Origin of the sequence: Alkalicoccobacillus porphyridii, assembly GCF_007293315.1 — a bacterium.
Classification (GTDB): Bacteria; Bacillota; Bacilli; order Bacillales; family Bacillaceae_D; genus Alkalicoccobacillus; species Alkalicoccobacillus porphyridii.
This window is the reverse complement of sequence record NZ_VLXZ01000002.1, coordinates 1-25,255: the sequence shown is the minus strand read 5'-3', so window position 1 is coordinate 25,255 and position 25,255 is coordinate 1. Positions and strand designations below refer to the sequence as shown.

Genomic DNA, 25,255 nt, shown 5'->3' with positions numbered 1-25,255 from the left:
CTTTACCAAGTAGGTAGAACTGAGCCTTCAAAGTGCTCAATCACAAATTCTTTTACTTCATCAGAGTGATAGGCATTAATAAGCTTTTGCACAACTGGATCGTCCTTATTCTCATCACGGACAACAATAATGTTTGCCCAAATAGAATCTTCCTTCTCTTGGAAGATGGCATCCTCAGACGGATTTAAGTCATTTTTAATTGCATAGCTAGTGTTTATGGCTGAGGCATCAACGTCATCCAGTTGTTTAGCAATTTGTGCTGAATCTAACTCAATAAATTTGATATTCTTAGGGTTTTCTGCAATATCATTTGAGGTCGCCTCTGCACCAACGCCTTCGTGTAAGGTAATGATTCCAGAGCTTTCGAATAGCATGAGCGCACGTGCACTATTAGTTGGATCACTTGGAATACCGATCGTGTCACCGTCTTCAAGGTCATCAAGAGTCTCAATTTTATTTGAATAAACACCCATAGGATTAAGTACGGTTTGATCTAGTCCTGCTAAGCTATCATCATTATTCTGATTATAGTTATCTAAGAAGGGAGTGTTTTGATAGCTATTTGCATCAATCTCACCCTCTGCAAGAGCTGTATTTGGGATGATGAAGTCTGAGAACACTTCAAGAGTGATTTCTAAGCCATCCCGAGCGGCAACTTCCGTCACCTTTTCAAGTATCTCTTCATGTACCCCGGATGTTACGCCGACAGTAATTGAATCTGTAGCTAATTCTTGTCCATCAGCAGAGCTTGATGAGCTTCCGCAGCCAGATAATAATAAAGCTACAATACCCACTGTACCTACAAAATAAAAACGACTAATCATTGAACATATCTCCTCTTTTTAAACCAAAAAGCTCCTCTATCCAGAAGATAGAGGAGCTATTTTATAGGCGCTAATATTACAGTAAAAGCGTTCATAGCTTCTTATCTTTTCTGAAATAATACATTCAGAATGGAAGTAGCACAGTATCTCCTTAGAGATCCGCTGCTAAAGTGTCATCGGGCCATATCCCTCTACTTTTCTGGATAAGAAAGAGTATTCAGTTTGATGTGATAATTCATACTATACGGATTGGTAAAACAGATGTCAAGGACACAAATTGTAAAATCAAAAAGCTCCGGAACCGCCCCCGCCACCACCTGTTCCTCCGCCTGGAGATCCACCAGAAGAAGTCGAAGCTGGCGTAGCAGATGAATTAGCCGAACGAACAGTTGATGATGCAACAGATGACAATGCAATAAATGATGTCATGTCAAAAGAATAGGCATTAGCAGAAGAGGATGCTTGTTTTTTGAAAACATCTGCAATGGAGTTACTTTTATCTTGCAGCTTTTTATCATTTGTTCCTAATCCGTAAATGACTGCTCTCATGAGGTCATCAGATGGCCACGTCATCATTTCTTTCAAAGGTTTAGAGTTGACGTTTCGTTTGTACTGATACCATTCATGACCGATTTTGGCTCCCTTTTCTGTGCGTGGGTGATAGAAACATGCGTATCCAATATATCCAATAAACAAAATGAGCGTGATGGTAAACCACATGAATAATTCATGAATTGGAAATAAAATGATGAAAGGCATAAGCAATAGGCTAGATAGACCAACTGTTATACGATGAGCAGCTTTGTTCTCAAATAATTGGGCTTCTTTCACTTCTTGCCTAATCGCTTTCTTCCAATTTTGGTCGTATAACTGATACGTTTCGTGGTTCTTCTTATCTTTTGCATACTTCTCTAATTGTTGCAGAGTAAAGGACTGACCGTCACCAATTTTCGTAAAAAGCCATTCAATTAGAATGAGCTCTTGCTGTGAAGCGCGATCATGATGCAGCAGCGTAAAATGGTTCGTACCATCTTCCTTTACGTAACCTTGTCGAATGAGATCAAGTAGTCCAGCAGCCAAAGCTTCGGATGGCAAGGCATGACTACGAATAAATGAGATTGTGCCCAGCATGCTCAGCGATTGTTTTGGTATCGTTTTAACGTCTTTATTCTTAAACGATTTATACATTCTGCTAGCTTTCAAGTAGGAGCTAGTAATAAGAAGTAACAATATTAGCCCAGCTACCGGAATGAAGATGGAGGCCAATGTTGATAAGGTCCCCTGTCTGCTTATATAAGCTGCTGCTCCATCTATACCTTCTTGCTCCTGTGTTAGAATCTCATCACGCATAGATTCAATAGACCCACTAGCAGCGGGGAAAAGCTCAGCTGGATAAGCCACTCGAATATCACCATTTTTACCATCTGGCACTTCATTTAAATTGAAGATAACCATACCGTTCGGTTCTATTCTTTCTTTTCCAAAAGAGTGGTCGTAGCCAAAGGCAATGACATCACTTGTTTCCTCAGGTGGGTGAATGCTAATGTTCATATTCTTATAAGGAGTCTCGTTACTTGAATCAAAAAACGGCCAGTAGAAATCCGCAACATCTGAATAGACATCCACACCATCTTTAATTATATAGGTTAATTCGAGTTCAACCGTTTCATAGCTTCCTGTTCGATGTATTTTGTAGAGATCGCCTTCTTGCTCCACCTCTAATTCCTGACCGTTTTCGGTCGCCTGGACGTCAACAATATTCGTACCTTGCTTAGGATAAAGTGTCCTTGTTAGACCATTAAAGTCATCATCAAAATCATAGATGTGTGACTCCACAACCTCCACATCTCCATTTGGACTTAGGTAAGCATCAATTGTAGAGCCAGAAATGGTAAAATCAATAGCAAAAGCCTTGGATGGTGAGAGCAACATGAGTCCCATCAGAATAGCTACTATCATAAATAAACGATATCTCACATCTAACACCCGCTTTCTGTTATGTTTGTATACGAACGATGATCACTTTAGTTTCAATATACGAAACATGTTGGGCTTGTGCCTCGTATAAAGCACAAAAGAAGGGAGCGCACAGATGTTACAGCAAACGATTCCATTTCCTGAAGAAACAATTTCTAAAAAAGCGGTTTATGTATGGAGAATAAGTTCTACTTTGTCTCATGCTATTACATTACTTATTCTCGCAGCTATACTTTTTATGCAAACTTACTATGAGTGGGTTAGCTGGATTGGGACCATCACCTATGTCATAGCAGGGTACGTTCTATTACAGGCAATCTACAAAGTGTGTATCTACCCCGTTTATATGCAAAGAGCCTGGCGGTATCGTATTGATCCAGAGTACTTGCAGCTTAAATATGGAGCCTTAGAGCATGTACATGTATTAGTTCCTATGGTTAAAGTGCTTCATGTGAGTACAACACAGGGTCCGATATTAAGAAGGTTTGGTTTAGCGACAATCATGATTGGGACAACGGCATCTAACCATGAAATTCCGGCTTTACCCATTAAAGTGGCGGAAGAGCTAAGGGGAAAAATCGCTATTCTTGCGAAGGTGAACGAGCATGAATCTTAACGGTATCGAATTACATAAAGCTTATCGATTACACTATTCTTTTATTGTAACAGATGGAATCTCTTCTATAAAAGCATATATCTTTCCTTTAATCTTATTATGGTTTGTGAATGCAAATTCTAGTTCAACTTTTATAACAATTGGTAAGTGGGGCGTCTTAGCTCTGTTACTTATTACTTTATGTGCAACCATTCTTCACTGGCTTCATTTCTCATATGAATTTCGCGAGAATGAGCTCCATATTATAAAAGGTGGATTTATAAAAAAAGAACAAACCATTGCTTACAAACATATTCAAAATATATCTAAAGAGACAAACTTTGTTGGTCGATGGTTTCACGTAACTTCGGTGAAGCTTGAGACAGAAGCGCAATCAAACTCTACTGTTGACTTAAAGATGATCAGCATTAAGCAGGCAGAGCACATTCAAGCCTTTCTTAGCTTAAATGAAAAACGAGCATCAGGATTAGTAAATGAAGAGCAGTTTAGTGAGGAAAGGAAAGAGAAGAAACAGCATTATCTTGTGACGAACAAGGAATTAATTATTGCGTCCTTTACATCAGTTAGCTCGTTTGCACTTATCCCACTACTAGTAGGTCTTTTCTTTAACGTAGATGAGTGGTTTTCGTTAGATGGTTATGTAGAAACGGTTTGGCCTTTTTTACTTGATCATTTAATGTGGTTAGTCAGCGCGGTTATCATTCTCTTAATAATCTCCGTCTCATTTGGTCTCATTCTTACTTTTATACGCTATGGTCATTTTGAAGTCAGAAGTGACAACGAACGAATTTATATTAAAAAGGGACTTTTTCAAACAAAGGAATATTCTATATTAAGGCATAAAGTCCAGGGAGTAAGTGTTTCAAAAACGCTCATTAGGCGTTGGTTTGGGATTGTTGACGTGAAGTTAATTTGTGCAGCAGGAGGGCTTGGAGAAGAAGGCATAGAATCAAGCGTACTGTTTCCTTTTCTAGCTCAATCTAGACTTTACGAGCTGTTACAGGAGATCGTTCCTAACTATGCGCTACACCCACCAGAGCTTAAGCTTCCTCGTCAAGTTATATGGGTAAGACTGTTAACGCCTAGTTACTTTTGGGTTTTAGTATCCGTCATTGTATGGATCCAGTGGAGCGACCTGTGGTATATCTCTCCTTTACTGTTAGCTTGGATCCTCGCAGTTCGATTATTTGACTATGCATATAGTCGATATCGATTAAGTGTAGAGACCTTTCAAGCACAAAGTGGTGTTCTATCATTAGAGTGGACAACAACAAATATGACAAAAATAGACGAAGTACGTATTGAGCAGACCTGGCTGCAGCGCCGATGGGGACTGGCTACTCTTCAAGTGGAAACAAGAGGTTCTCAAGGTACAACCATCATTCGTGACTTGCCGTATGAGCAGGCAAATGAGTATTATGGATGGTATGCTGCATATATTCAGAACAGATTCAATGCACACATGCAAACAATACAGGTATTAAATCTTAGTAAATCCACTCAATCATAGGAGAGGTATAATGAGTTCATTCTTTAATCAAGTATATCGCATCGTAGAGCAAATACCAGAGGGCAACGTGGCAACCTACGGACAGATTGCGCGAATGATAGAACAGCCACACAATGCTAGAGTGGTAGGGTGGGCAATGAGGCAGGCACCAAAAGGCCTGCCGAGCCACCGGGTTGTCATGAAAACAGGGGAAACAGCACCGGAAAGTCTTATTTTTCACGGTGGAAAAACCCAAAAGGAACTACTTAAAGCAGAAGGAGTTCCTTTTTTGGGAAATGGACGCATAAATTTGAAAAGCTGCGTGTGGAATTATTAGGTTTTTACTTGGTAGTCTACCTCTGAATGAGGAACTATGATTCCTTCACCAATAATCTCTGTGACTTGAAGGATTTCAAATACGGAGAGGACCTCTTCTCTTAGGTTATAAAGTTTGACGATGATTTCCTTAGAGGTTAGGGATTCAATTAGGTGTATAAGTAGCCCAATACCTGAGGAATCCACAAATGCCACATTAGAGAAATCAATATAAATTTCAGACTGGGCATCTAAAATCGGGATTAGTGAGGTTTCTATCTTTTCAATGCCGTCAATATCTAGATCACCATCTAGACGAACAAAAAGTCGGCCGTCTCTGTTCTCAGTTACAAAATCAATCATCAAACCACTCCTCTGTCATAGGAATTCAATTATATGTTTTTGTTTATTAAACGATGCTTTCACATTTTCGGAAGCCTGATCAAATGTATATCTCACATCTCCAATCTGTAATACAGTCCCTCCATGTACCATTTTTATATCTATCATTTGATCCTCAGGCACAGAGATTAACGTGACTGCGTTTACTTCAGAACCTACTTCGTTTAATTCAACACCCCCTTGAGCAAATAATTCTCCACCCCTGAAAATGCCGGATCCTATGATTTTACCTTTTGAATGCAGGGTTGTGTTAATACAGCCTGTGCCAGTCACAATGATATTTCCGCTACTATAGATAGAGCTATTGGAGGCATGTTTAAAAATAATGAATGAATTAGGCTCAACGGGCGTTTCACTTAATTGCTTTAATTCTCTTAGTGTAGCAAGCAATTGTTCGAGACCTTGAATGGTAACCTGCTGTTCGGCAGGGGAAATAAATAGAAATAAGTTAGTAGACGATGTTAGAACACCCATCCAGTTTTCATCCTCAAGATAAGGCTCTGCTTCTTTCACTTCTTCTATAAATTGTTTTATTAACACAGGCAGGTGCTTAAAACGGTTTTCCAGAAGAATAAAGATAAGAGAATGAAGACCATTCCTTGAAAAGTTAGATGATTTAAAACCAGGCGCTAATGTGACCTGTTTAATGACAGTAAGTAAAGCATAAAAGACATCAATAATGGGAGTTAATCGTTGACCCAATTCTGAAATTAGAATGTTCTGGCGCCCAGCTGAGATTTCAGAATGAATGATGTTCCCATTAATATTAACACTTCCTGATGTTAAAACCTCGGCATTGTTAACGGCTTTATGAATATGGATATTTCCTTCAGCTTCCACAACCATTCCCTGCTGGACTTCGCCGAATATTTCTACATCCCCTTTAAAGTGAATATTTCCAGTCGCGATGTTTACATCGTTTCGATGAGTTAATTTAGGGAGGATGGATACTCGGTGCAGTTTACCCCTTTTTTGAATGTGTGGTCTTCCAGAATCTATGGCCACAATCTTGTCATCAATAATGACAACACCCTTACCCGACTTTACAACAATTTCTTGATAAGGAATGGCATCTATGGGTTCATTCGTAATGGTATACCCTGGTTTCCCTTGAACAGGCTGGTGTATGAGCGCAATGATTTTACCTTGTTCTATATTTGGGATTACTTTGATTTCTCGATAATTTGCCAGACCTTCTTCACTAATTTGAGGTCCGTTTTTAATATCTAAATTTAATAAAAGCTCAACTCGTCCTTCCCGCCCTTCCCCCGGTTGCTTCCCAGTTGCTACAATAAATTGACCAGACTCTTTTGTTTTGATCGCGTTAATAATTTCTGCTTGATTAAAGCCAATCACCACTTTTTGGTTTTGCAATTCCTGCATGACTTCTTCATAGGTCAAAGAGTTAATAATCGTTGTTTTTTCATTCGTGAGGACTTCAATACGAGTATCCGGCTTTACATCTTCGAGTGTTCGTACCGTTTTAAATCCAGGGTCAATGGACAACACAGCCTCTAGCTTTGTTTGATTCACATCAATCTTCCATTTTGTTCTCCTGTGAGACTCAATTGGGTTAAGTGTATAGCTATTTGAGTCATCTAAAATGATCCGCTTTTCTTCAAGCAATTCTTTTCCACAATACACCTCGACGTTGTTAGGCGCGTGAAGAATAGGAAATGAATCAATCCCATCCTGATGATGTAAGACACCGTTTGTAATCCATGCTTTACCAGCAAACTCTTCTTTTTTAGCTTTAACTGGTTGGGCAGGAAGGCTCTCTTTTGGTGTCAATAATTCTGCAATCGGGTCAGTTGATTGTAATAAGGTTATTTGTACAATAGCTTCTTGCTTGCCAATTCCTAAAAACCCTTTTTTACTTCCCTGAATCACATCGATTTTTACATGTTCCTTCGTGGTGTTAAAGTGGCTTATCCCGGAAGTAATAGCTTCACTTACTGAACTTCCTTTTTTTACAACCTGCTTCACCGCACGACCCCCGTCATAAGTTATTTGATAGTTTTAGGATGACGATGGTAATATCGTCTTTTTGTGGGATGTTATTTATAAATTGATGAACAGAATTCATAATTTCCGTTTGCATAATCAAGGCAGAATGATCTTTTTGCTTTAGCGCAACTTCCTTAAGGGTAGCTAACGAAAAAAATTCATTCATATTATTGTGAGCGTCAATTAATCCATCTGTATAAAAAAGAACAACATCTAATTTATCTAATTGAATTTGTCTCTCTCCATAATTTTGGTCGGGTAATCCACCGAGCATGATCCCTTTTACTTTAGGTAACTCAGTGACTGTATTTGCTTTATTGTGGACATGTAAGGGAAGATTGTGACCTGCGCTTGAATAAGTCAGCACACCTGTCCGTGGGTCCAAATCTGCACAAAATAACGTAACAAATGATTTAAGCTTCCGAAGATCTTTATAAAGCGCCTGATTCATAGATGTTAATGTAGCTCCTGGGGTAGCAGTGTTTTCCGAAGCGCTCCTGAAAGCCCCTCTTGTAAGAATCATAAGCATAGCTGCGGGAATTCCTTTACCCATTACATCACCAATCACAATTCGAATGCAGCCATTCTTTAATTTATAAAAATCATAATAATCTCCACCAATTAAGCGGGCAGGCAATGATAATCCTGAAAGTTCACCTGATTCAAATGAGGGATTATCGCCGTTAAGTAAAGTCATTTGAATGGTTTGGGCTAAATTAATCTCTCGTTGGAGGGTTTCGTTTAGGTCTATATTCTTAATATGAAAGGAATGATCTGTTTTTGGCGTATCTTTCATAATGCCTGCTCCTTTTGATGAACTTGCAATATTTCATATAGACCAACTGTTTGAAACACTTTCTTTATAAGCGTATTTTCTCCTTGGATGGCTAAAGAGAATTGGCTTTCATTAGACATGTAAATGGTGTTAATGATAAATCCAATGCCGGATGAATCGATAAAATCAACGTTTGAAAGGTCCAAAACAATATGATAATTATGCTTTTCTATGCTAAAGAAAGGTTCCATCTGATGAATGGTAGAAATATCTAAAATCCCTTTCAAATAGATTGTGACCTGATCTGCAGATCTGCTAATCTCCATGGATAAGTCCATCATGAGACCCCCTTTTCTTTTCGGCAAAAGGCAAAGACGGAATGGTTGGTTCATTTGTTTTAAACTTTAAAATGACAGTAGATCCTATAGGAGTAGTATATAATTGAACTTGATTAGCTAACTTAATCATAAATGTAAAACCATGTCCTAATGATTTCTTAGAGGAAAAACCAGCTAGCAAAATGCTATTGGGAAGAGCTTCTAAATTAAAGCCCGGACCATGGTCGTTCACAATAAAAATGATTTCATCCGTTTCGGACTTGATTAGTAAAGTCATAGAACCTTGTATAGCGTGAACGATCACATTGGTAATCGCTTCAGAAAGTGCAAGCAGCCAATTCATGATGACTTTCGGTTTATACCCCATTTCAATTAATCTAGCTTTCACATGATTACGGCATGCAGGTATATCCGATTTTTGTGTAATAATAAATGTATCAATATACGTTTTATTAGATAAATCAGGCAGTTCTTCTTTTGAAATTAATTTAAACTTTCCCTGGCTTGAGGCATAGAGCACATCACGGTAAATTTTCCATTGAATCTTATTGATCTCTGGATGAGTCTTGGGAGGAGAATGATGAAAAAACACGTCCTCTTTATATTGGATGTACGTTCTTATCGTAGCCTCCAAAAGATCAGGTGGTAAAGGGATCTTTAGTTGCTTAAGATTCACCAAAACATCCTCCATTTGTTCTTTCCAGTGAATCAGTACTTCACATAAATATAAAATGGTTTCTGCAGAATACGTCTCTTCCATGGGAGGTAGGTATGACAGTCTAGTTACGGCCATTCCACGCAGCCTTTGTTTCTCATTTAATGGCAAATTTAAAAATTCGGCTATTTTATCACTTAAAAACCCTCTTTTTAACATGAATTTTAATTCTTTATAAGAAACATCTGGCTCAAAAACGGGTGTTATGGCAGGCTCGTTTATTAATATTTTTTCGAGCAGTCCCCCTAACAACATCTTTATACCTCCCTTGGATGGAACGAAATAGGCTAATCATACTAAGAGTAATATAGGCTAATTATACTAGTAAATATTACCCTTATTCCATTTGAAAGTAAATTGTTTTTATGAAAATTGATGACAATTTTCGTGGCTATTAGACATTTTTAAGAAGAGGACATAAAATAAAACCATCACGAGCATTTTAGGAGGACATTTTGTGTCAAAAAGAAAATGGTTATCATTAGGTGCATCTATCTTATTATTAATAGGAATTGCCATATATTTTGTTGTTTTTTACCCTACATCAGCTGAGCGTACATATGAAAAAGGATTAACCTATGTAGAGGAAGAGAGTGATCAAGTTCTTCGAATCTATGAACCTGAAGGACACGAGCCATCCATTTATCTATTTGAACAGGAAGGCGAGATTGTATTACTAGAAGCGGCACCAGGAGAGAATATGATTCAGTCGCATGTAGAAAAGAATAATGCAGGTGAGGGGATCAGTATTGTAACCCTAGCCGGGATGCAAAGGCATAGTGCCATATTGATAGATCGTGAAGATGCTGAAGATATCACCAAGGCTTCGCTAAGTAGAGAGGGTGATTTGGTGGCGGAATTTGATATCACGAATGAGCATGATCATTACAGTGGTTTTTTATTGGAGTCTCCTGCATTACGACAAGTCGATACACTCATTATGACAAAGAAAAATGGAGAAACAGAAAAGGTCGAGGTCTCTCTCTAAATAAAAGTGAGGATCGGATATTCATTTTCTTCCAGTCTATTTGAAGCCTGGCGGAGATTTAAACACTTAATTCATAAACCTTACAATGCTGTAAGGAGAATGATAGACAAATCAATTGTTGCTAATCAAATCAGTGACTATACTTTAGTCAAAACTTGATTGGAAGTGGGGGATCGATATGTTTCGAACATTGGATTATCTTATGTCAGGAACACCAAGGCAAAGAGCGGTTTTTCAAGCCATTGATACGTTGGGCGTTATGCGGACTTGGTCAGACTATTCACCAACCTTATGCGGAACCATCCCCATTGGCATTGATGTGAGCACGTCTGATTTAGATATTGTGATGGAGATTCATGAAAGAGACTTCTCCCGAGTGGAAGAAATGATGATTGAAGAGTATGGATATCTAGAAGGCTTCAGAATGAAGAAGATGGAAGTCAAAAAAGTTCCCACAATAAAAGTAAATTTTATATACAAATATTATCAATTCGAGTTATTTGGCCAGCCAAAGTGTGTAACCAAACAGCATGCTTACTTACATATGGTTATTGAAGCATATCTATTAAAGCAACGGCCATTACTCCGTCGAAAGATTATTCACTTGAAGACTTTAGGTGTAAAAACAGAGCCTGCTTTTTGTACGATGTTAGGACTTCAAGGGGATCCTTATGAACAGCTGCTTCAATATGGGAGGGAACATAGGATTATTTGAGCAAGAAGCCTCGGTTGCGAAACCAAGAAGGATGAGCACGTCAACAGGAAAGAAGCTCCTGTTACGAAGAGTCAGGGGGGTGAAACCAAGAAGGACGAGCAGGGCAGCAAGAAAGAAGCCCCGGTTACCAAGAAGCAGGGCACGATACCAAGAAGGACGAGCAGGGCAGCAAGAAAGAAGCTCCTGTTAACAAGAAGCAGTGAGCGGTACCAAGAAGGAAGTGCACAGCACCAAGAGGAGAGCTCCTGTTACCAAGAAGGATGAGCAGAGCAGCAAGAAAGAAGCTCCAGTTACCAAGAAGCGGGGCGCGATACCAAGAAGGATGAGCACGTCATCAAGAAAGAAGCTCAGGTTACCAAGTAGCATGGCGCGATACCAAGAAGGATGAGCACGTCATCAAGAAAGAAGCTCCAGTTACCAAGAAGCAGGGCGCGATACCAAGAAGGATGAGCACGTCATCAAGAAAGAAGCTCAGGTTACCAAGAAGCAGGACGTGATACCAAGAAGGACGAGCAAGGCAGCAAGAAAGAAGCCCCGGTTACCAAGAAGCAGGGCGCGATACCAAGAAGGACGAGCGCACCTCCAAGAGAAGCTATCCTATTACCAAGAAGTAGAACCACGTTATGACAACCTGCAACCAAAAAAGCCAAGATTCAAAACCCGCTTACCGCGATGAACATCGTGGTAAAGCGGGTTTACTTATGTTTTCTCATTGAGTAGGATCCAGCAAGACTTTGCCGTAAAAATCCTTCTGATGAATGATGTCGTGAAACGCCTGTGGTCCCTCTCGAAGGGGGAGTCGATGAGTAATCATAGGGGCTACGTTTAGTTCACCTGTACTCATTTTCTGAATAGTTGTGGTCCACTCTTTGCCTGGAAAAGGGGAAGAGACAGCATTCCACGATCCGTATACTTTTAGTTCATTACGGACAATCTTTTCGAAATAAAATCGTTCTATAGAAACGTCTCCATAGGGTATACCCATGAATACAACCTCTCCACCTTTGCGGGGAAGAGCAAATACTTGTGCGGAGGTGAGGGGGGAACCAGCAGATTCAACCGCTACATCGACACCGTCTCCTTCGGTTAAAGATGATAGTTGTTCATGCGCAGCTACTTCTAAAGGATTAATTATGACATCTGCACCCATCTGCTTTGCCAATTCAAGTTTTTTTGGATCAATATCAATAGCATAGATAGCGGAGGCACCAAAAAGCTTTGCCCAAGCAATAGATAATAGACCGATGTTTCCGCAGCCAAGCACAGCGACAGTGCCACCTGGTTGGAGACTAGTTAGGTAGAGTCCGTGCGCTGCTACTGCCGAGGGCTCGACTAAAGAGGCGTGATCCATGGAAATGGAATCAGGTATGGGCAGGACGTTTCTTGCCGGCAGCTTAGTAAATTCAGCAAAACCACCAGGCTGTTTAGCTCCAATGACGGAAAGGTGATTACATTGTGATGGAAATCCTTTTAAGCAGCTGTTGCAGATACCACAAGCAATCGTAGGGCAGGCCGCTACACGATTTCCTGGCTTCACATGAGTTACGTTCTCGCCAACGGCTTCAACCACTCCTGAAAATTCATGCCCCCAAGTCATCCCCTTCACATAGGGTCCTAGTTTCCGGTATCTCGAGAGGTCTGAGCCGCAGATTCCAGCGATCTTGACTCGTATAACAATATCATCTGCTGCTTTCACCTCAGGAGAAGCGGTGGATTCAAATCGCAAATCCTCAATGTCGTATAGATTTAATGCGTTCATGCTTTATCACCTTATTCAAATGGAATTTACATAGATTCAGAGGTCTTAGCATGTTCTTCTTTTTTTCTGCGCTTAAATAATCCGATCATTCCTGCTCCTACAATGATTGAATTAATGACAAACTGATTCTCCAAATAAAATGTACTTACCATCTTTCCGTGAGGACCAAGCATTGAATCGACCATAAATTGAATCACTGTTACCGACCTCCTCGTTTTAATCTAGTGGCAATAGCGATACCTTAATCGCTTTACCGCTCTTTATCGCTTCGTAGCCTTTATCCCATTCATCAATGTTGAATTCGTGTGTGATGAGTGCTTTTGCATCCACGCGTCCGTCATTCATCATTTCTAAGGATGGTTCCCAGTCTGCAGACTTTTGACTACGCGTTCCAACCACACGAATTTCCTTTTGAATAATTTTCTCGAAATCGATCTCGATTTTCGCTTGTGAAAAAATTCCGACCTGTACGTATTGCCCTTTTTTCGCTAGTAAATCTAATCCCATATTGGCAGCTGGGACTGCTCCGGTGCATTCAAAGATTAGATCTGCGCCATAGCCATTTGTCAGATGGTCCACGCGTTCTTTGATATCTTCCTTTTCAATATTCACGATGTCTTCAATACCGAGTTCTTTTGCTTTATCTAAACGAGTTTGATCATTTGTGAGTCCTGTAATAACCACTCTTGCCCCGAAAGCTCTAGCAACTTGAGCTGTTAATAATCCAATAGGTCCAGGTCCTAGAACAACCGCAACATCCCCTGGTTGAATCGTTGCCTTATTTACAGCATGATAAGCGCAGGCTAGTGGCTCGGTTAATGATGCAGACGCATAATCCACATTCTTAGGAAGCTTATGAACACTGCTTGCCTTTGCGACTAAATACTTTGCAAAGCCTCCATTAACCTGAGTCCCAATTCCTTTTCGGTGATTACAAAGATTAAAGTCACCAGATTTGCAGTACCGACACTCCCCACAAATATAAAAGGTGGTCTCTGATGTAACACGATCACCAACCTGAAAGTCTGATACTTCAGCACCAACCTCGGTCACAACTCCGGCAAATTCGTGGCCAAGAGTAACAGGGGCATTTACTTTATAATTCCCTTCATACGTGTGCAAATCAGATCCGCAGATTCCAGCGTATTTGACTTCAATCTTTACTTGACCTGCTTTGACGGTGGGTTCATCCACTGTTAAGAGGCTGAGATTGCCGAATCCTAGCTTTTCTTTCACTAATGCTTTCATTCATTGCACCCCCGTATTAATTAAACAATTGGAATAGTTTATAGATGACATAATTCACATGGTTTCCACCCTGATCAATACTTGAAATCAAGCTTGTACCCTCAGGAAGTTGGAATGCTGCGCTTTCAGCCATCGCTGTGTGCAGTGGCGCAATCTCTGTAGCCATGTAAAGAGATATACCAATAAGAAACGTACCTACAATAACAGAGTGCATAATATTGCCTCTTGCGGCGCCAACAATAAAGGCGACAATAAATGGAATCGTTGCGAGGTCACCAAAAGGCAGTACGTTATTACCCGGAAGAACAATCGCAAGAATAACTGTAATTGGTACTAAAAGAAGTGCGGTTGCAATAACAGATGGATGTCCAATTGCTACAGCTGCATCTAAACCGATATAAATGTCCTTTGTGCCAAAACGTTTATTGAGAAATTCACGTGCGGATTCAGAAACAGGCATAAGTCCTTCCATAAGGATCTTCACCATCCGAGGCATGAGGAGCATAACAGCTGCCATAGACATACCAATGTTAATGGTGTCACCTACGCTGTAACCAGCAAGAACTCCTAGTAATAATCCGAGTACCAACCCAATAATAAGAGATTCTCCGAATACACCAAAGCGACGTTGAATCGATTCTGGATCTGCATTCAGCTTATTAATTCCAGGTATCCTTTGAAGTAAGCGAACCATTGGAATACCTAAAATCGCATAGGAAATGGTACTTCCCGTTGCTACTGAAATCCCAGGTAACTCAAAGTATTTTTCAAGCATGGGGGCTGTGTAGTCAGCGACCTTTAAGCAGACAATTTGGAAGATCACAGCGGCAACTAGCGCTTGAACAAAGCTACCATCAGAAAGGACAAATACGATGGCTCCAATAAAGGTGTAATGCCAGAAGTTCCAAATATCTACATTCATTGTTTTGGTTGTTTTAGTAACAAGCATAACAACGTTTACGACAAGAGCTAATGGAATAACAAATGCTGCTACCGGACTTGCCCAAGAAATAGTGGCAGCGGCTGGCCAGCCAACATCAATAATATTTAATTCAACACCGAGCCGAGCAACCATTGCTTCAGCTGCTGGACCAAGGTTGTTAACAAGAAGATCAACAACAAGAAAGATCCCAACGAAGGCTACACCAATGGTGATAGCGGAGCGAAAAGCTTTTCCGATTTTTTGACGGAAAAATAATCCTAATAGAAATATAGCGACGGGTAAAATAACGGTAGGACCTAAATCAAGAAATGCTTGTAACCAGTCAATCATCTGTTGCATGAGATATCCTCCTTTAACATTCAAGAATCTATATAGGGTGCATCAATTTTAATCGTTAAAGTTTGAGGGGGGACATACGATTATGAGTGTCCCCCATGTTTAAACATCCGTTTATTTTTTTAATTCATCCAGAATCTCTTGTTTTGTCTCTTCTAAACCAATTCCTGTTAGGAAGGAACGAGCATTAATGACTGGGAATGGGTATTCTGTTTTAACGATGGTTGTTGTAACCAATAGATGGGCGGAGTCGACATATGAAGGAATATCTGAAACTTTAATTTGTAGAACCTCAGCCTCAATCTTGTTTTCCTTAATCATTGTTTCAATGGCTTCATTTACAATGGTGGATGTGGCAATCCCAGTACCACAAGCAACTAAAACACGCTTTTTCATGTATTTTCACCTCCTTCTAAAGTTAAATCCAATTCATCTCTTAATAGAGAAATAATCGTCTCTTTATGTGTTTCATTGGCCAAAGAGAGCAGGATTTGTTCATTTTGAAATACACTCATTAGCTTTTGTAAGAGAGCGAGTTGGGCATGATTTTCATCCATTGCAAGCATGAAAATTAGCTTAACAGGTACTGTTTGCTCGCTTTCACCCATAATGACAAAGTCAACAGGCTCCTCTAATACCCCAACACACAAGCTTTTCTTTATGACGTGCTCTCGATCAGTGTGGGGGATAGCCACAGCAACCCCCTTAGTGGGAAGGCCAGTAGCGTAGTTGTTCTCTCTTTCGATAATGGCTTCAATGTAACTTGCTTTTACAGCTCCTTGCTCATGCATGCATGTTGCCATAAGTCTAAGGGCATCTTCTTTGGAAGAGACCTTTATGCCTTGCAGGATTAATGATTGATCAATATACATTGTGGTCATTGATTTGGGCACCTCTTTATCTATGTTGGTAAGGGTGAATCTTCTGAAATGCTTTGCTTTATAACATGAGCAATTTCATTTGCATTTTTTGATGACTTTAAGTCATTCATAATGTGTGGATTCTGAGAGAGTTTAATAAGTTGCCTAAGTGCTTTTAAATGTTGATATTTATCAGGAGCCGCTATAATGATTACCGAGTGAATCGTATGAGTCTGGGCAAATGTTACGCCTTCTTTAATCTGTAATAGACTCATTGAGACTCGCCTGACGCCTGCTTCCGGGTCCGCATGAGGGATCGCTGTATTTGATCCGATGACTATGTGCGGATCCTCCGTGTCTAGTTTAAGCAGTGCTTCTACATAATTAGGCGTGATGCTTTTGTCAGTTAAGAGAGGCTGTGCGGCTAAAACGATCGCATCCTCCCAAGCATGAACCTTGGTCACGAGTTGTATAGTTGATTCATGTAAAAGGTCTGAAAGTGTAACCGTTGCTGGTTCTAAAACTTTGTTCTCAGGAGCGGAAGAATCTTGTTTAATTAACCTACCCAGCTCCTGTTTAAGTGTTTCCTTATTATGAATCGTGGCGTTATCATCAATGATGTTCATCATTTGCTCTAAATGGACATCAAGTGGAATCACCCCACTGGTTTCAGTCATCACTTGTTTTCGTAAACGTAGCTTCTCCTCTTCATCCATTAAGGATGAAATAATAAACAGCTTTTTCCCCGTTTCAACATATATAGGCGAGAATACGAGATCATAATGGAGGCTGTAAGATTGGAATTCTCTTACAGACAATGCCTCTAAAAAAACAAACTCGGGAAATAGATCATCTAGCTGAGAGAGCATTAATCGAGAGATGGCTACTCCATTCGGGCAAACGACCACGGCTTTTATTTTTTCTTGTAAACTATCGCCTTGTTTTGTAAGCCAGCCTCCTAAAAACATGGTTAAATACATGGCCTCATGGTCAGGAATGGATTCACCTATAAGATTCTCCAATGGTTTCAGCGCAATCTTAGCAATGTGGTGTAGCTCATCAAATTCTGGGCTCGTAGTTTGGTGTCCTTCATTGACATGTGTAAGCTTATATTTGATGCGATAATAAGCAGGTTTTGTGTGAAGCATTAACTTGTTTAGCAGCTGTTCCTTGTTTTTAAGAAAAATGCACGATCGTTTTTCAAACAGTTCAAGCATTTCATTTAAGGCCTCTCGTAGCTCAGGAATAACGTCATCTGAAATACTTTCAGACCAATAGACATTCGTTGAAAGCAAGTGGAGGGTAATGAACAGCCGATCACTAATTGGTACATTTCCTGCATCATCAAGTATTCGTTCTGTCGCACGGTACTCTTTCGTATCAGAGAGTTCATCATAATGAATGTTAAATGAATCAATGGTCTTGGATTTTTTAATTCGTCGTAAGATAAATGCTAAAATATAGGGCATGGCTTCGATTTTGGTGTCTGTGAATTTAAGACCTAGCTCTGCTTCAACACAGTCTATTTTGTGTTGAAAGCTGACTAATTCAGAAGAAGACAAGTTGGTAGCTTGAATAACATAACTTTTTCCATGGTGGATGTTTAAACAGCTCTCAATTAATGAAATAAATAGATTACGTATGGAGAATTCTTTGCCTGACAACTCGTAGCCATATCGTCTGGAATACTCAATTTGTATTTGAAATTGATCAGCATGTAATTGAGCTTTTTTTAAGTCATTTAAAATCGTGTTTTTGCTAAACTTTAATTCGCTTGTGAAATGAAGCAAAGATAATTCCTCATCACGACAGATCAGCATCAAAAGAATCATGATCACTCGTTCATCTTCAGATGGGATGATTTCTTTTAGCTCATTTGTACCTTCAGCACGAATCGTGGATGAAAGCATAGGGCTAACAATAAAGGCCCCCTTTTTTGTCCGTGTTATTCTAGGTAGGTTTTGACTATCAAGCCAATCATTGATTTTATCAAAGCTGTATTTGAGCTGACGTCGATTGAGCTGATGTTTCTTTTCAAGGTCTAAGCTCTTAAGAGCAGGATTTGATACGACTTCATTTAGTAAATTCCTACTTCGGCTGTCAAGATAGATGATGTCGCCCCCCCTTCCATATTTTTAGTCTATCATTGCGAAAAATGGTTTTGTATACGCTTTCATCACACTCTGTTGATTAGTTAATTGTCACATATTGTGATGAAGATACTATTCGTTTTGCTTTCGTCTTTTTTTTCGCTAGGTGATCATGTAGTATGGGAATCAGATAGATACATAAAAATAGAGGAGCGTTTGTAAATGTTAAATAAAGCACGATTAGGCTTAATAGGAGCTTTCATGCTTGTCATTGTTAGTGGCTGTGGAACCTCTGACCCTGAATTAGAAGAAACAGGTTCACCAGATGGACAAGGTGAAAGTACTGAATCACATGGCGAAGTGTCTATTGTGACCATGACAATGGAAAACGGAGATGAAGTAGTAATGGAGCTGTATCCTGAAGTCGCTCCAATTACCGTTGATAACTTTGTAACGTTAGCAGGGGACGGTTTTTATGATGGATTAACCTTTCATCGTGTCATTCCAGGATTTATGGTGCAAGGTGGAGATCCTGAGGGAACAGGCACTGGGGGACCAGGTCATTCCATTGAAGGAGAATTCTCGAGCAATGGATTTGAAAATGATTTAGCACACGAGCGAGGAGTGCTTTCAATGGCCAGAAGCCAAGATCCTGATTCTGCTGGTTCACAGTTTTTTATCATGGTTGAAGATACTCCAAGCTTGGATGGAGATTATGCAGCCTTCGGGAAAGTGATTGAAGGTATGGAGTATGTGGATGAGATTGTTTCTGTTGATACAGACGGACGAGACATGCCTGTGGAAGGACAAGAACAGGTGATAGAGAGTATGACAGTAGAGTAATAGAGAAAAGAAAGAGAGCACCATTTTGTAACCGTATAGCTACAAAGTGGTGCTCTTTCTATATGTGATTATTTGATAGGAACACGTATGTCTTTTTCATAGAAAAAGAAAGGATAGGCTCTTTCAGGCAGCGTTAGGTTTCCAACCGGAAGATAATCAAGCCTTTGAAAAAGCGCTTGTGCTTTTTGATTTAAAGAGTAGGTGTCCACCTTTATTGACTTGAACCCTTTAGATCTTGCATAGGCCTCCGCGTAGTCAATCAGCTCTGAGGCAATCCCTTTTTTGCGTATCGTTGGATCAACCACTAAGCGATGAAATATTAAGGTAGTCTCTAGGGGTTGTTCCCACTCGAACTTATTATATGCATCTGAAAAGTCACAATCGATTGTAATGGATCCTATTACCTTATTATTAGTCACTTTAACAAAAAGCGTTCCATTATCAATATCTTTTTGAAAATGTTCTGGTAAAGGATAGGTCTCATTCCATTGGTCATTTTGTTCCTCAGCCATAATCTTAATTGTATGGTTTACAATGCTCATTAAGTATTGAATATCATCTGATTGAGCTTCTCGAATCATTTCCAATCACCTCGTGCTAAATCTATGTTGTTTCTTCATCATTACAGGTGCGGTTCAAATTGACAAGAAATAAGCATCTTTATCAATGAAAAGGACTAGGTAGTAGGCGATAGTCTTTCAAACATTAACGAATAAAACTCTTCTATTAGTGCAGGAATACGCTCCGGCGAGAGTAACTGGGTTATACGTAAGCCATATGAATACGTAAGGAACGAGGAAGCAGTATGATCCGCATCAATCGTTGAATCAATGACTCCACCCTCTTGCCCTGCCTGAATCCAGCTGCTCGCTTGTTTTTCGCTAAATTGATAAAATTCGTCTAACACCTTTTGTACTGAAGGATTTTCTTTTTTGCTAAGTAAATAGATGAATATGGGATTTGATACATCTTCCTTGTTAAGAAAGTAAGTCAATCCTTCAGCAATGATTTTTAGTGGTTTTGACAGATCTACACACTCTTCATTTAAAATCTCCCAAAAAGATTTATCAATATCTGCAATGTTTTTTTGGAGCATCAAGCCAAATAATTCATCTTTACTTTTAACGTAATGATAGATGGCTCCTTTTGAAACATCGGCCTTTTCCATGATCATTTTTAATGTTGTATGGGCACAGCCATATTCTTTAATAAGAGACTCCGTCTGCTTAAGAATATGAATAAGATTAGAGGTGTAATGAGGTTGTTGAGACATTCGGATCGATCCTCTCTTGACTATTGACAAACCGGCGGTCGGTATTGTACATTCAAAACAGACTGTTGGTTTGTTTTGAATGTAGCAGTTAATAAGTGTTCCTGTCAAATGATACTTGGAGGTGCTATTAATGAAGAAGAACCGTGTGGCTGTTAAACCAGACGCCCCATTAGCTGTTTTTATAATTGGTGTAAAAATTAACAAGCTGTGGGCTGTGCATTCGTGGCTAAAAAGTGTATTGGCGATGAAGCCAATGGTAGATGAGTTATATAGAAACAAGGAAGAACTAGGTTTCTATCATACGGAGTATTATCTTTCATGGCGTGGGGTTACGCTCGTGCAATATTGGAAGTCTAATGAGGCCATTATGTCTTATTCAAGAGGGAAGAAGCACACAAAAGCATATAAACTTTTTTATCAAACGGCAGCAGCAAATACCAGTCTTGGCATCTTTCATGAAGCCTACTCTATAGAGCCTAATCAATATCATTCTCTATATGTAAACATGCCTGAATCTGGGCTTTTGAAGGCACTAGAGAACAATTGATTATTAGCCATTGGAACGCTTTACCTCCTCATTCGTAGACTTATTATTACGAGTGAAGGGGTGTGAGGGGATGGAGCTTTATATCAAGCAAAGAGTATTTTCATTCAGAGACCAATTCTCTGTGACAGATGCTCAGGGAAATCAGCTATACGAAGTACAAGGCAAAGCCTTTTCCTTTGGTGACCAATTAACTCTTACAGAAATAAACGGAGCAAATCAAATCGCGATTAAACAAAAATTAGCTTCTTGGATGCCTCGATACATGATTGAACAGGATAACAGAGTGATATTTGAAGTCGTAAAGAAGTTTTCTTTTTTTAAAACAAGCTTTGATATTTTGCCCTCTAATTGGACAGTGGAAGGCGAGATTTTTAAACATCACTATAGCTTAAAGGACGGTACCAAAGAGCTAATGCTTGTCAAAAAAGAATGGCTCACATGGGGAGATACCTATCATGTCACCATCCATGATGAAGAGTTGGTGTTACCTTGCTTAGCCATAATGATAGTCCTAGATATGGTGCTTCACAACAACAAAAAAAATCAACATAATAATATGCATCACAATACTATGCATCACCACCATCATTGATTATGCAGGGGATAGCTGCCTTAGATCATGAATTGTAGATCTTCGTTTTTCCTAATACGCGCAATATAAGAATAAAAGAAAGTCAAAGCTCCATTATCAAAGGTGAGAAACATTAACTCTTAAAAACTTGTTTAAAAGATATTAAAAAACTAGTATTCATGACAAAATTATTATACTAATAGAAAAGCTGAGCAATGTTGGAGTCTCTCCATTCATTTTTCGGCTTTTTTGTTGTACAAACAAGGACATGGAAGGGGTAGAGGTTGTCTGAATTTCGGTTCTTCGGCTGCCGCTCCCGAAAATGGGGGCACTTACCCGAGGAAAGGTAATGAGCTAACTCGACTCCGTCGATTTATCTCATTAAACCTTTTAATCGAGGCCACTGAAAAAGAAGCATTATATTGAAATGAACCTTATTTCAAATCAAAAACAACCTTGATTTCCTTAAATAGGAATGGTGGTCATTTGTTTAATCCGAAACAAACAGAACGAGTCTGAAGACATCGAAGGGGTGGTTTTCCACTTCGAGGGCTGAGGCCGTTCCCGCGGAAAGCACAGGGTTCTCCTGTAGCGGCGCTATTCAACTCATTCTTACATGACTTTTTCAGTGGTCTCCTTTTTATCCCCCAGATGTCGGCGGTCCATTCTAATGTAGCGTCTTGGTCCGTCTTTTTATCTCTAAGACTAGCTCTGTCAGTCTCTTTTGAATTCCCTTCGTCAATAAATATGACAAAGTACATGCATATTTTCTGGAAATCACTTCATTTATCGACGCTGTTTGCATAGGATAAAACACCTTAACATAGCTAAACGTCCATGAAGCATACAAGCTGTTGTCTAATGAGTGGGGTTTAGAGAGGAGGCGAGGCAGATGAAGCTTGAGATCAAAAATATAGAGAAGTCCTTTTATAAAGAAGGAATCAAAACAGAGGTCTTAAAGCCAACAAACATTCAAATAGAAAAAGGGACCTTTGTTAGTGTTGTTGGACCAAGTGGATGCGGGAAATCCACTCTTTTTAATATTATAGCGGGTCTCATGCAACCATCTTCTGGAGATGTATTGATTGATGGTAAGAGTAGTTTGGATCAAAAAGGTCGAGTGGGCTACATGCTGCAAAAGGATTTGCTGCTTCCGTGGAGATCAATTATTCATAACATCATTCTAGGCCTTGAGGTAAAGGGAGTTCCTAAAAAGAGGGCAATCGAGAGGGCGATGCCACTATTAGAGCGATATGGATTAAAGGGCTTTGAGCATCATTTTCCTAGTGAATTATCTGGAGGGATGAGACAACGTGCAGCTTTACTCAGAACGTTTCTATATGATGCGGATATTATGCTCTTAGATGAGCCCTTTGCGGCATTAGATGCACAAACAAAGGGCCAGATGCAGATCTGGTTATTACGCATGTGGGAGGATGTTCAAAAGACCATCCTATTTGTCACTCATGACATTGATGAGGCCTTGTATCTATCAGATGTGATTTATGTGCTGTCTGCACGTCCAGGGGAGGTTAAATCTGTGTTAACTGTTGAACTAGAGCGTCCTAGATCTCGAGAAGTCCTTTTAACTACAGAGTTCTTGGAGATGAAACGGACCTTATATGAGCTGCTGTCTCAGGAGGAAAGTAGGGAGGATGGACATGGTTACAACAAGCCTAAAGAAGATCAAGGCGGGTGATGGAGCAGAAGAAGGGATAAACACAAAACGATTTATTCTATGGACGGTTATTGGACGCTGTTTGGTGGGATTATTATTGCTTGTGGTCTGGGAAGGCGGTGTCAGGCTTGGTTGGGTGGATTCATATTATTGGAGTTCACCTTTTATCATTGTTGAAAAAGGCTGGTTTCAACTGACACAAAGCACATTGCTCGATGATTTACTCTTTACCTCAGGGGCAACGATATATGGATTTTTACTCGGTACAGTGATCGGTGCAGTAATCGGACTTTCCTTTTGGTGGTCGAAACTGTATGCAGCGATAAGCGAGCCTTATATCGTAGCCTTTAACGCTATTCCAAAGCTGGCACTTGCACCGGTACTCGTCATATTAATTGGAATTGGTTTCTCCTCAAAGGTGGTGCTTGCATTTAGTATGACCGTGATTGTAACAGCGCTGGCGGCATACAGTGGTGTGAAGCAGATGGATTCAGATATGGAGAAGCTGCTCTATTCGTTAGGAGCTAAACGGTACCATGTCTTTATGAAGGTTGTCATTCCATCTTCTCTACCATGGATCATCAGTAGCTTACGCATAAATATTGCCCTTGCGTTGGCAGGGACCATTGTTGGTGAATTTATTGCTTCACGCCAAGGAATTGGTCGAATGATTCTGTATGCTGGCCAAATTCATGATATAGATCTGGTTTGGGTTGGTGTCACCGTTTTATCACTCCTCGCATTATTTATGTATTGGTTTGTTGGTCATATTGAGCGCTGGTTACTCAAAAAAATCGGGCAGGAGCCATAAGGAGGCAAGGAAATATGAAGAAGGTTCAATGGAAATCATTACTTTTAGGTGGTTTATGTGCTGGTGTCTTAGGTCTGATAGGCTGTAGTGATAGTGGAGAAGAATTAAAGAAGGTCTCTATAGCTGAACCAGCGCATTTAACAGGGTACCTGCCACTATATTTAGCCATAAGCGAAGGGTACTTTGAAGAGGAAGGGCTTGAGGTAGAAGTGGTGACTGCTGCCGGAGGGGCACACGTGACGACGCTTGTGAGTGGAGAGGTTTGGGCAAACATTGCTGGACCGGATTCGAATGAGCTAGCCAATGATGGAAGCAGTGACCCCATTGTTGCCGTCGCTAATGTGGTCAATCGTGCTAATGTCTATCTAATGGCAGAAAAGGGTACCGCCCCTGCGGATGATTCTGAGGAAGCATTGGCTGAGTTTTTTAAAGGGAAAAATATTGCTGCAAGTAGATACGGAGGAAGCCCAAATCTATTGACCAGGTCTCTATTGATTGATTTAGGAATTGATTTGGAGCAGGACGTAACCCTAGAAGAGCCAGCTGATGTGACCGCTGTATTAGCATTAGTTGAGCAGGGCACATCTCAAATTGCAAATGGGGCAGAGCCAACCATTACAGAAGGAATGAATAAAGGTGTATGGGAAGAGCCATTCTTTGGCTTTCCATCACTAGGAGATTATCCGTACTCTGTGATAAGTGTAAAGCAGTCAACGATAGATGAAGAGGCAGAAGATGTAGAAGGATTTGTGAAAGCCATTCTGCGTGGTTTAGAAACTGTATACGAGGATCCCGAACTAGCAGAAGAAGTATTAAGAGCCGAATTCCCATCCTTAAGTGATGAACAAATTGAAGCAACCCAACAGCGTGCCTACACAGATGAGCACTGGAGCAAAGACGGCATCATCACCGAAGAAGCACTAGCCAAAACAATGGAAGTCCTAAAGAAAACAGGCATCTACGACCAACCATACTCCTATGAAGATATGGTTGATATGCAGTTTGTGGAGGAGTGATAAAAGAGTTGGGATCTTAAAATTCTAGGAGAGTAGAGATTAATTAGCGGAAGGAGAACCCGTAGACTCCTGCGGAACAGAACGAGTCTGAAGACATCGAAGTGGTGGTTTTCCACTTC

The 25,255-nt window shown here is 40.0% G+C and carries 27 protein-coding genes and 1 riboswitch; of the genes, 11 read left to right on the top strand and 16 right to left on the bottom strand.

The features are described from left to right. Nucleotides 1-2: 2 nt before the first annotated feature. Nucleotides 3-824, bottom strand: coding sequence for a MetQ/NlpA family ABC transporter substrate-binding protein (locus tag FN960_RS03480; RefSeq protein ID WP_143847011.1), 822 nt, complete (start codon nt 822-824; stop codon nt 3-5). A gap of 98 nt (nt 825-922) precedes the next feature. Then, nucleotides 923-1,034: riboswitch (SAM riboswitch) on the bottom strand. 75 nt (nt 1,035-1,109) lie between these two features. Further along, nucleotides 1,110-2,801, bottom strand: coding sequence for a DUF2207 domain-containing protein (locus tag FN960_RS03475; protein WP_143847010.1), 1,692 nt, complete (start codon nt 2,799-2,801; stop codon nt 1,110-1,112). Between the two features lie 115 nt (nt 2,802-2,916). Between FN960_RS03475 and FN960_RS03470 the strand changes: the two genes are divergently transcribed. From FN960_RS03470 to FN960_RS03460, 3 genes are read left to right on the top strand one after another with little or no spacing between them, the layout of a single operon-like run. Beyond that, nucleotides 2,917-3,417, top strand: coding sequence for a PH domain-containing protein (locus FN960_RS03470; RefSeq protein ID WP_143847009.1), 501 nt, complete (start codon nt 2,917-2,919; stop codon nt 3,415-3,417). Beyond that, entirely contained in the window at nt 3,407-4,927 is a 1,521-nt protein-coding gene (locus FN960_RS03465; protein ID WP_143847008.1) for a PH domain-containing protein, read from the top strand. The genes FN960_RS03470 and FN960_RS03465 overlap by 11 nt, the downstream gene beginning before the upstream one ends. Before the next feature lie 10 nt (nt 4,928-4,937). After that, nucleotides 4,938-5,243, top strand: a complete 306-nt coding sequence (locus FN960_RS03460; RefSeq protein ID WP_143847007.1) for an MGMT family protein — start codon at nt 4,938-4,940, stop codon at nt 5,241-5,243. Here FN960_RS03460 and FN960_RS03455 read toward each other — a convergent pair. The 5 genes from FN960_RS03455 to FN960_RS03435 are packed head-to-tail and all read right to left on the bottom strand — an operon-like array spanning nt 5,240 to nt 9,713. Next, a complete protein-coding gene (locus tag FN960_RS03455; RefSeq protein ID WP_143847006.1) occupies nt 5,240-5,584 on the bottom strand; it encodes an STAS domain-containing protein in 345 nt (114 codons plus the stop codon). The genes FN960_RS03460 and FN960_RS03455 overlap by 4 nt on opposite strands. A gap of 15 nt (nt 5,585-5,599) precedes the next feature. Beyond that, complete coding sequence (locus FN960_RS03450; protein WP_143847005.1) at nt 5,600-7,609, bottom strand: FapA family protein; 2,010 nt, start codon at nt 7,607-7,609, stop codon at nt 5,600-5,602. A gap of 13 nt (nt 7,610-7,622) precedes the next feature. After that, a complete protein-coding gene (locus FN960_RS03445; RefSeq protein ID WP_143847004.1) occupies nt 7,623-8,426 on the bottom strand; it encodes a PP2C family protein-serine/threonine phosphatase in 804 nt (267 codons plus the stop codon). Next, nucleotides 8,423-8,746 (bottom strand): STAS domain-containing protein, encoded by a 324-nt coding sequence (locus tag FN960_RS03440; protein ID WP_143847003.1) that lies wholly within the window; start codon nt 8,744-8,746, stop codon nt 8,423-8,425. The genes FN960_RS03445 and FN960_RS03440 overlap by 4 nt, the downstream gene beginning before the upstream one ends. Then, complete coding sequence (locus tag FN960_RS03435; RefSeq protein WP_143847002.1) at nt 8,721-9,713, bottom strand: ATP-binding protein; 993 nt, start codon at nt 9,711-9,713, stop codon at nt 8,721-8,723. Before FN960_RS03435 ends, FN960_RS03440 begins: the two co-directional genes overlap by 26 nt. A gap of 202 nt (nt 9,714-9,915) precedes the next feature. Here FN960_RS03435 and FN960_RS03430 point away from each other — a divergent pair, with 202 nt between their 5' ends. Beyond that, on the top strand, nt 9,916-10,446 hold the full coding sequence (locus tag FN960_RS03430; RefSeq protein WP_143847001.1) for a hypothetical protein: 531 nt from the start codon (nt 9,916-9,918) through the stop codon (nt 10,444-10,446). Between the two features lie 178 nt (nt 10,447-10,624). Then, on the top strand, nt 10,625-11,161 hold the full coding sequence (locus FN960_RS03425; protein WP_143847000.1) for a DUF4269 domain-containing protein: 537 nt from the start codon (nt 10,625-10,627) through the stop codon (nt 11,159-11,161). Nucleotides 11,162-11,870: 709 nt separating this feature from the next. On the opposite strand, the gene FN960_RS03420 is transcribed toward FN960_RS03425, so the two are convergent. The 7 genes from FN960_RS03420 to FN960_RS03395 form a co-directional block, all read right to left on the bottom strand. Continuing rightward, nucleotides 11,871-12,920 carry a galactitol-1-phosphate 5-dehydrogenase gene (locus FN960_RS03420; RefSeq protein ID WP_143846999.1) on the bottom strand — a complete coding sequence of 350 codons (1,050 nt, stop codon included), beginning with the start codon at nt 12,918-12,920 and terminating at the stop codon, nt 11,871-11,873. Nucleotides 12,921-12,946: 26 nt separating this feature from the next. Further along, the gene (locus tag FN960_RS22700; RefSeq protein WP_185970899.1) at nt 12,947-13,117 is read right to left on the bottom strand and encodes a hypothetical protein; all 171 of its coding nucleotides are present in this window, start codon (nt 13,115-13,117) and stop codon (nt 12,947-12,949) included. A gap of 19 nt (nt 13,118-13,136) precedes the next feature. After that, nucleotides 13,137-14,168 (bottom strand): zinc-binding dehydrogenase, encoded by a 1,032-nt coding sequence (locus FN960_RS03415; protein WP_143846998.1) that lies wholly within the window; start codon nt 14,166-14,168, stop codon nt 13,137-13,139. Between the two features lie 16 nt (nt 14,169-14,184). Next, complete coding sequence (locus FN960_RS03410; protein WP_143846997.1) at nt 14,185-15,450, bottom strand: PTS galactitol transporter subunit IIC; 1,266 nt, start codon at nt 15,448-15,450, stop codon at nt 14,185-14,187. Between the two features lie 111 nt (nt 15,451-15,561). Beyond that, on the bottom strand, nt 15,562-15,843 hold the full coding sequence (locus FN960_RS03405) for a PTS sugar transporter subunit IIB (RefSeq protein ID WP_143846996.1): 282 nt from the start codon (nt 15,841-15,843) through the stop codon (nt 15,562-15,564). After that, complete coding sequence (locus FN960_RS03400; protein ID WP_143846995.1) at nt 15,840-16,328, bottom strand: PTS sugar transporter subunit IIA; 489 nt, start codon at nt 16,326-16,328, stop codon at nt 15,840-15,842. Before FN960_RS03400 ends, FN960_RS03405 begins: the two co-directional genes overlap by 4 nt. A gap of 20 nt (nt 16,329-16,348) precedes the next feature. After that, the gene (locus FN960_RS03395) at nt 16,349-18,217 is read right to left on the bottom strand and encodes a BglG family transcription antiterminator (protein WP_260681908.1); all 1,869 of its coding nucleotides are present in this window, start codon (nt 18,215-18,217) and stop codon (nt 16,349-16,351) included. Nucleotides 18,218-18,619: 402 nt separating this feature from the next. Between FN960_RS03395 and FN960_RS03390 the strand changes: the two genes are divergently transcribed. Continuing rightward, on the top strand, nt 18,620-19,240 hold the full coding sequence (locus FN960_RS03390) for a peptidylprolyl isomerase (protein ID WP_143846993.1): 621 nt from the start codon (nt 18,620-18,622) through the stop codon (nt 19,238-19,240). A 68-nt stretch (nt 19,241-19,308) separates the two neighbouring features. On the opposite strand, the gene FN960_RS03385 is transcribed toward FN960_RS03390, so the two are convergent. Together FN960_RS03385 and FN960_RS03380 are read right to left on the bottom strand one after the other, a co-directional pair. Next, nucleotides 19,309-19,821: a GNAT family N-acetyltransferase gene (locus FN960_RS03385; RefSeq protein ID WP_143846992.1), complete on the bottom strand. Its 513-nt coding sequence runs from the start codon at nt 19,819-19,821 to the stop codon at nt 19,309-19,311. A 95-nt stretch (nt 19,822-19,916) separates the two neighbouring features. Further along, nucleotides 19,917-20,513, bottom strand: coding sequence for a TetR/AcrR family transcriptional regulator (locus FN960_RS03380; protein ID WP_143846991.1), 597 nt, complete (start codon nt 20,511-20,513; stop codon nt 19,917-19,919). A 130-nt stretch (nt 20,514-20,643) separates the two neighbouring features. Here FN960_RS03380 and FN960_RS03375 point away from each other — a divergent pair, with 130 nt between their 5' ends. From FN960_RS03375 to FN960_RS03355, 5 genes are all read left to right on the top strand, one after another. After that, a complete protein-coding gene (locus tag FN960_RS03375) occupies nt 20,644-21,060 on the top strand; it encodes a DUF4188 domain-containing protein (RefSeq protein WP_143846990.1) in 417 nt (138 codons plus the stop codon). Nucleotides 21,061-21,130: 70 nt separating this feature from the next. Next, entirely contained in the window at nt 21,131-21,652 is a 522-nt protein-coding gene (locus FN960_RS03370; RefSeq protein ID WP_143846989.1) for an LURP-one-related/scramblase family protein, read from the top strand. An 871-nt stretch (nt 21,653-22,523) separates the two neighbouring features. After that, complete coding sequence (locus tag FN960_RS03365) at nt 22,524-23,330, top strand: ABC transporter ATP-binding protein (protein WP_143846988.1); 807 nt, start codon at nt 22,524-22,526, stop codon at nt 23,328-23,330. Continuing rightward, complete coding sequence (locus FN960_RS03360; RefSeq protein WP_143846987.1) at nt 23,293-24,120, top strand: ABC transporter permease; 828 nt, start codon at nt 23,293-23,295, stop codon at nt 24,118-24,120. Before FN960_RS03365 ends, FN960_RS03360 begins: the two co-directional genes overlap by 38 nt. Nucleotides 24,121-24,134: 14 nt before the next feature. Further along, the gene (locus tag FN960_RS03355) at nt 24,135-25,136 is read left to right on the top strand and encodes an ABC transporter substrate-binding protein (protein WP_143846986.1); all 1,002 of its coding nucleotides are present in this window, start codon (nt 24,135-24,137) and stop codon (nt 25,134-25,136) included. Nucleotides 25,137-25,255 lie beyond the last annotated feature (119 nt).

Coding starts and splice junctions, on each gene's coding strand:
- FN960_RS03375 (WP_143846990.1), top strand. CDS start 20,644: ATGAAGAAGAACCGTGTGGCTGTTAAACCAGACGCCCCATTAGCTGTT.
- FN960_RS03460 (WP_143847007.1), top strand. CDS start 4,938: ATGAGTTCATTCTTTAATCAAGTATATCGCATCGTAGAGCAAATACCA.
- FN960_RS03400 (WP_143846995.1), bottom strand. CDS start 16,328: ATGACCACAATGTATATTGATCAATCATTAATCCTGCAAGGCATAAAG.
- FN960_RS03435 (WP_143847002.1), bottom strand. CDS start 9,713: ATGTTGTTAGGGGGACTGCTCGAAAAAATATTAATAAACGAGCCTGCC.
- FN960_RS03455 (WP_143847006.1), bottom strand. CDS start 5,584: ATGATTGATTTTGTAACTGAGAACAGAGACGGCCGACTTTTTGTTCGT.
- FN960_RS03415 (WP_143846998.1), bottom strand. CDS start 14,168: ATGAAAGCATTAGTGAAAGAAAAGCTAGGATTCGGCAATCTCAGCCTC.
- FN960_RS03470 (WP_143847009.1), top strand. CDS start 2,917: ATGTTACAGCAAACGATTCCATTTCCTGAAGAAACAATTTCTAAAAAA.
- FN960_RS03445 (WP_143847004.1), bottom strand. CDS start 8,426: ATGAAAGATACGCCAAAAACAGATCATTCCTTTCATATTAAGAATATA.
- FN960_RS03380 (WP_143846991.1), bottom strand. CDS start 20,513: ATGTCTCAACAACCTCATTACACCTCTAATCTTATTCATATTCTTAAG.
- FN960_RS03465 (WP_143847008.1), top strand. CDS start 3,407: ATGAATCTTAACGGTATCGAATTACATAAAGCTTATCGATTACACTAT.
- FN960_RS03355 (WP_143846986.1), top strand. CDS start 24,135: ATGAAGAAGGTTCAATGGAAATCATTACTTTTAGGTGGTTTATGTGCT.
- FN960_RS03360 (WP_143846987.1), top strand. CDS start 23,293: ATGGTTACAACAAGCCTAAAGAAGATCAAGGCGGGTGATGGAGCAGAA.
- FN960_RS03395 (WP_260681908.1), bottom strand. CDS start 18,217: ATGCTTTCATCCACGATTCGTGCTGAAGGTACAAATGAGCTAAAAGAA.
- FN960_RS03425 (WP_143847000.1), top strand. CDS start 10,625: ATGTTTCGAACATTGGATTATCTTATGTCAGGAACACCAAGGCAAAGA.
- FN960_RS03405 (WP_143846996.1), bottom strand. CDS start 15,843: ATGAAAAAGCGTGTTTTAGTTGCTTGTGGTACTGGGATTGCCACATCC.
- FN960_RS03420 (WP_143846999.1), bottom strand. CDS start 12,920: ATGAACGCATTAAATCTATACGACATTGAGGATTTGCGATTTGAATCC.
- FN960_RS03410 (WP_143846997.1), bottom strand. CDS start 15,450: ATGCAACAGATGATTGACTGGTTACAAGCATTTCTTGATTTAGGTCCT.
- FN960_RS03370 (WP_143846989.1), top strand. CDS start 21,131: ATGGAGCTTTATATCAAGCAAAGAGTATTTTCATTCAGAGACCAATTC.
- FN960_RS03440 (WP_143847003.1), bottom strand. CDS start 8,746: ATGATGGACTTATCCATGGAGATTAGCAGATCTGCAGATCAGGTCACA.
- FN960_RS03390 (WP_143846993.1), top strand. CDS start 18,620: ATGTTAAATAAAGCACGATTAGGCTTAATAGGAGCTTTCATGCTTGTC.
- FN960_RS03385 (WP_143846992.1), bottom strand. CDS start 19,821: ATGATTCGAGAAGCTCAATCAGATGATATTCAATACTTAATGAGCATT.
- FN960_RS03365 (WP_143846988.1), top strand. CDS start 22,524: ATGAAGCTTGAGATCAAAAATATAGAGAAGTCCTTTTATAAAGAAGGA.
- FN960_RS03480 (WP_143847011.1), bottom strand. CDS start 824: ATGATTAGTCGTTTTTATTTTGTAGGTACAGTGGGTATTGTAGCTTTA.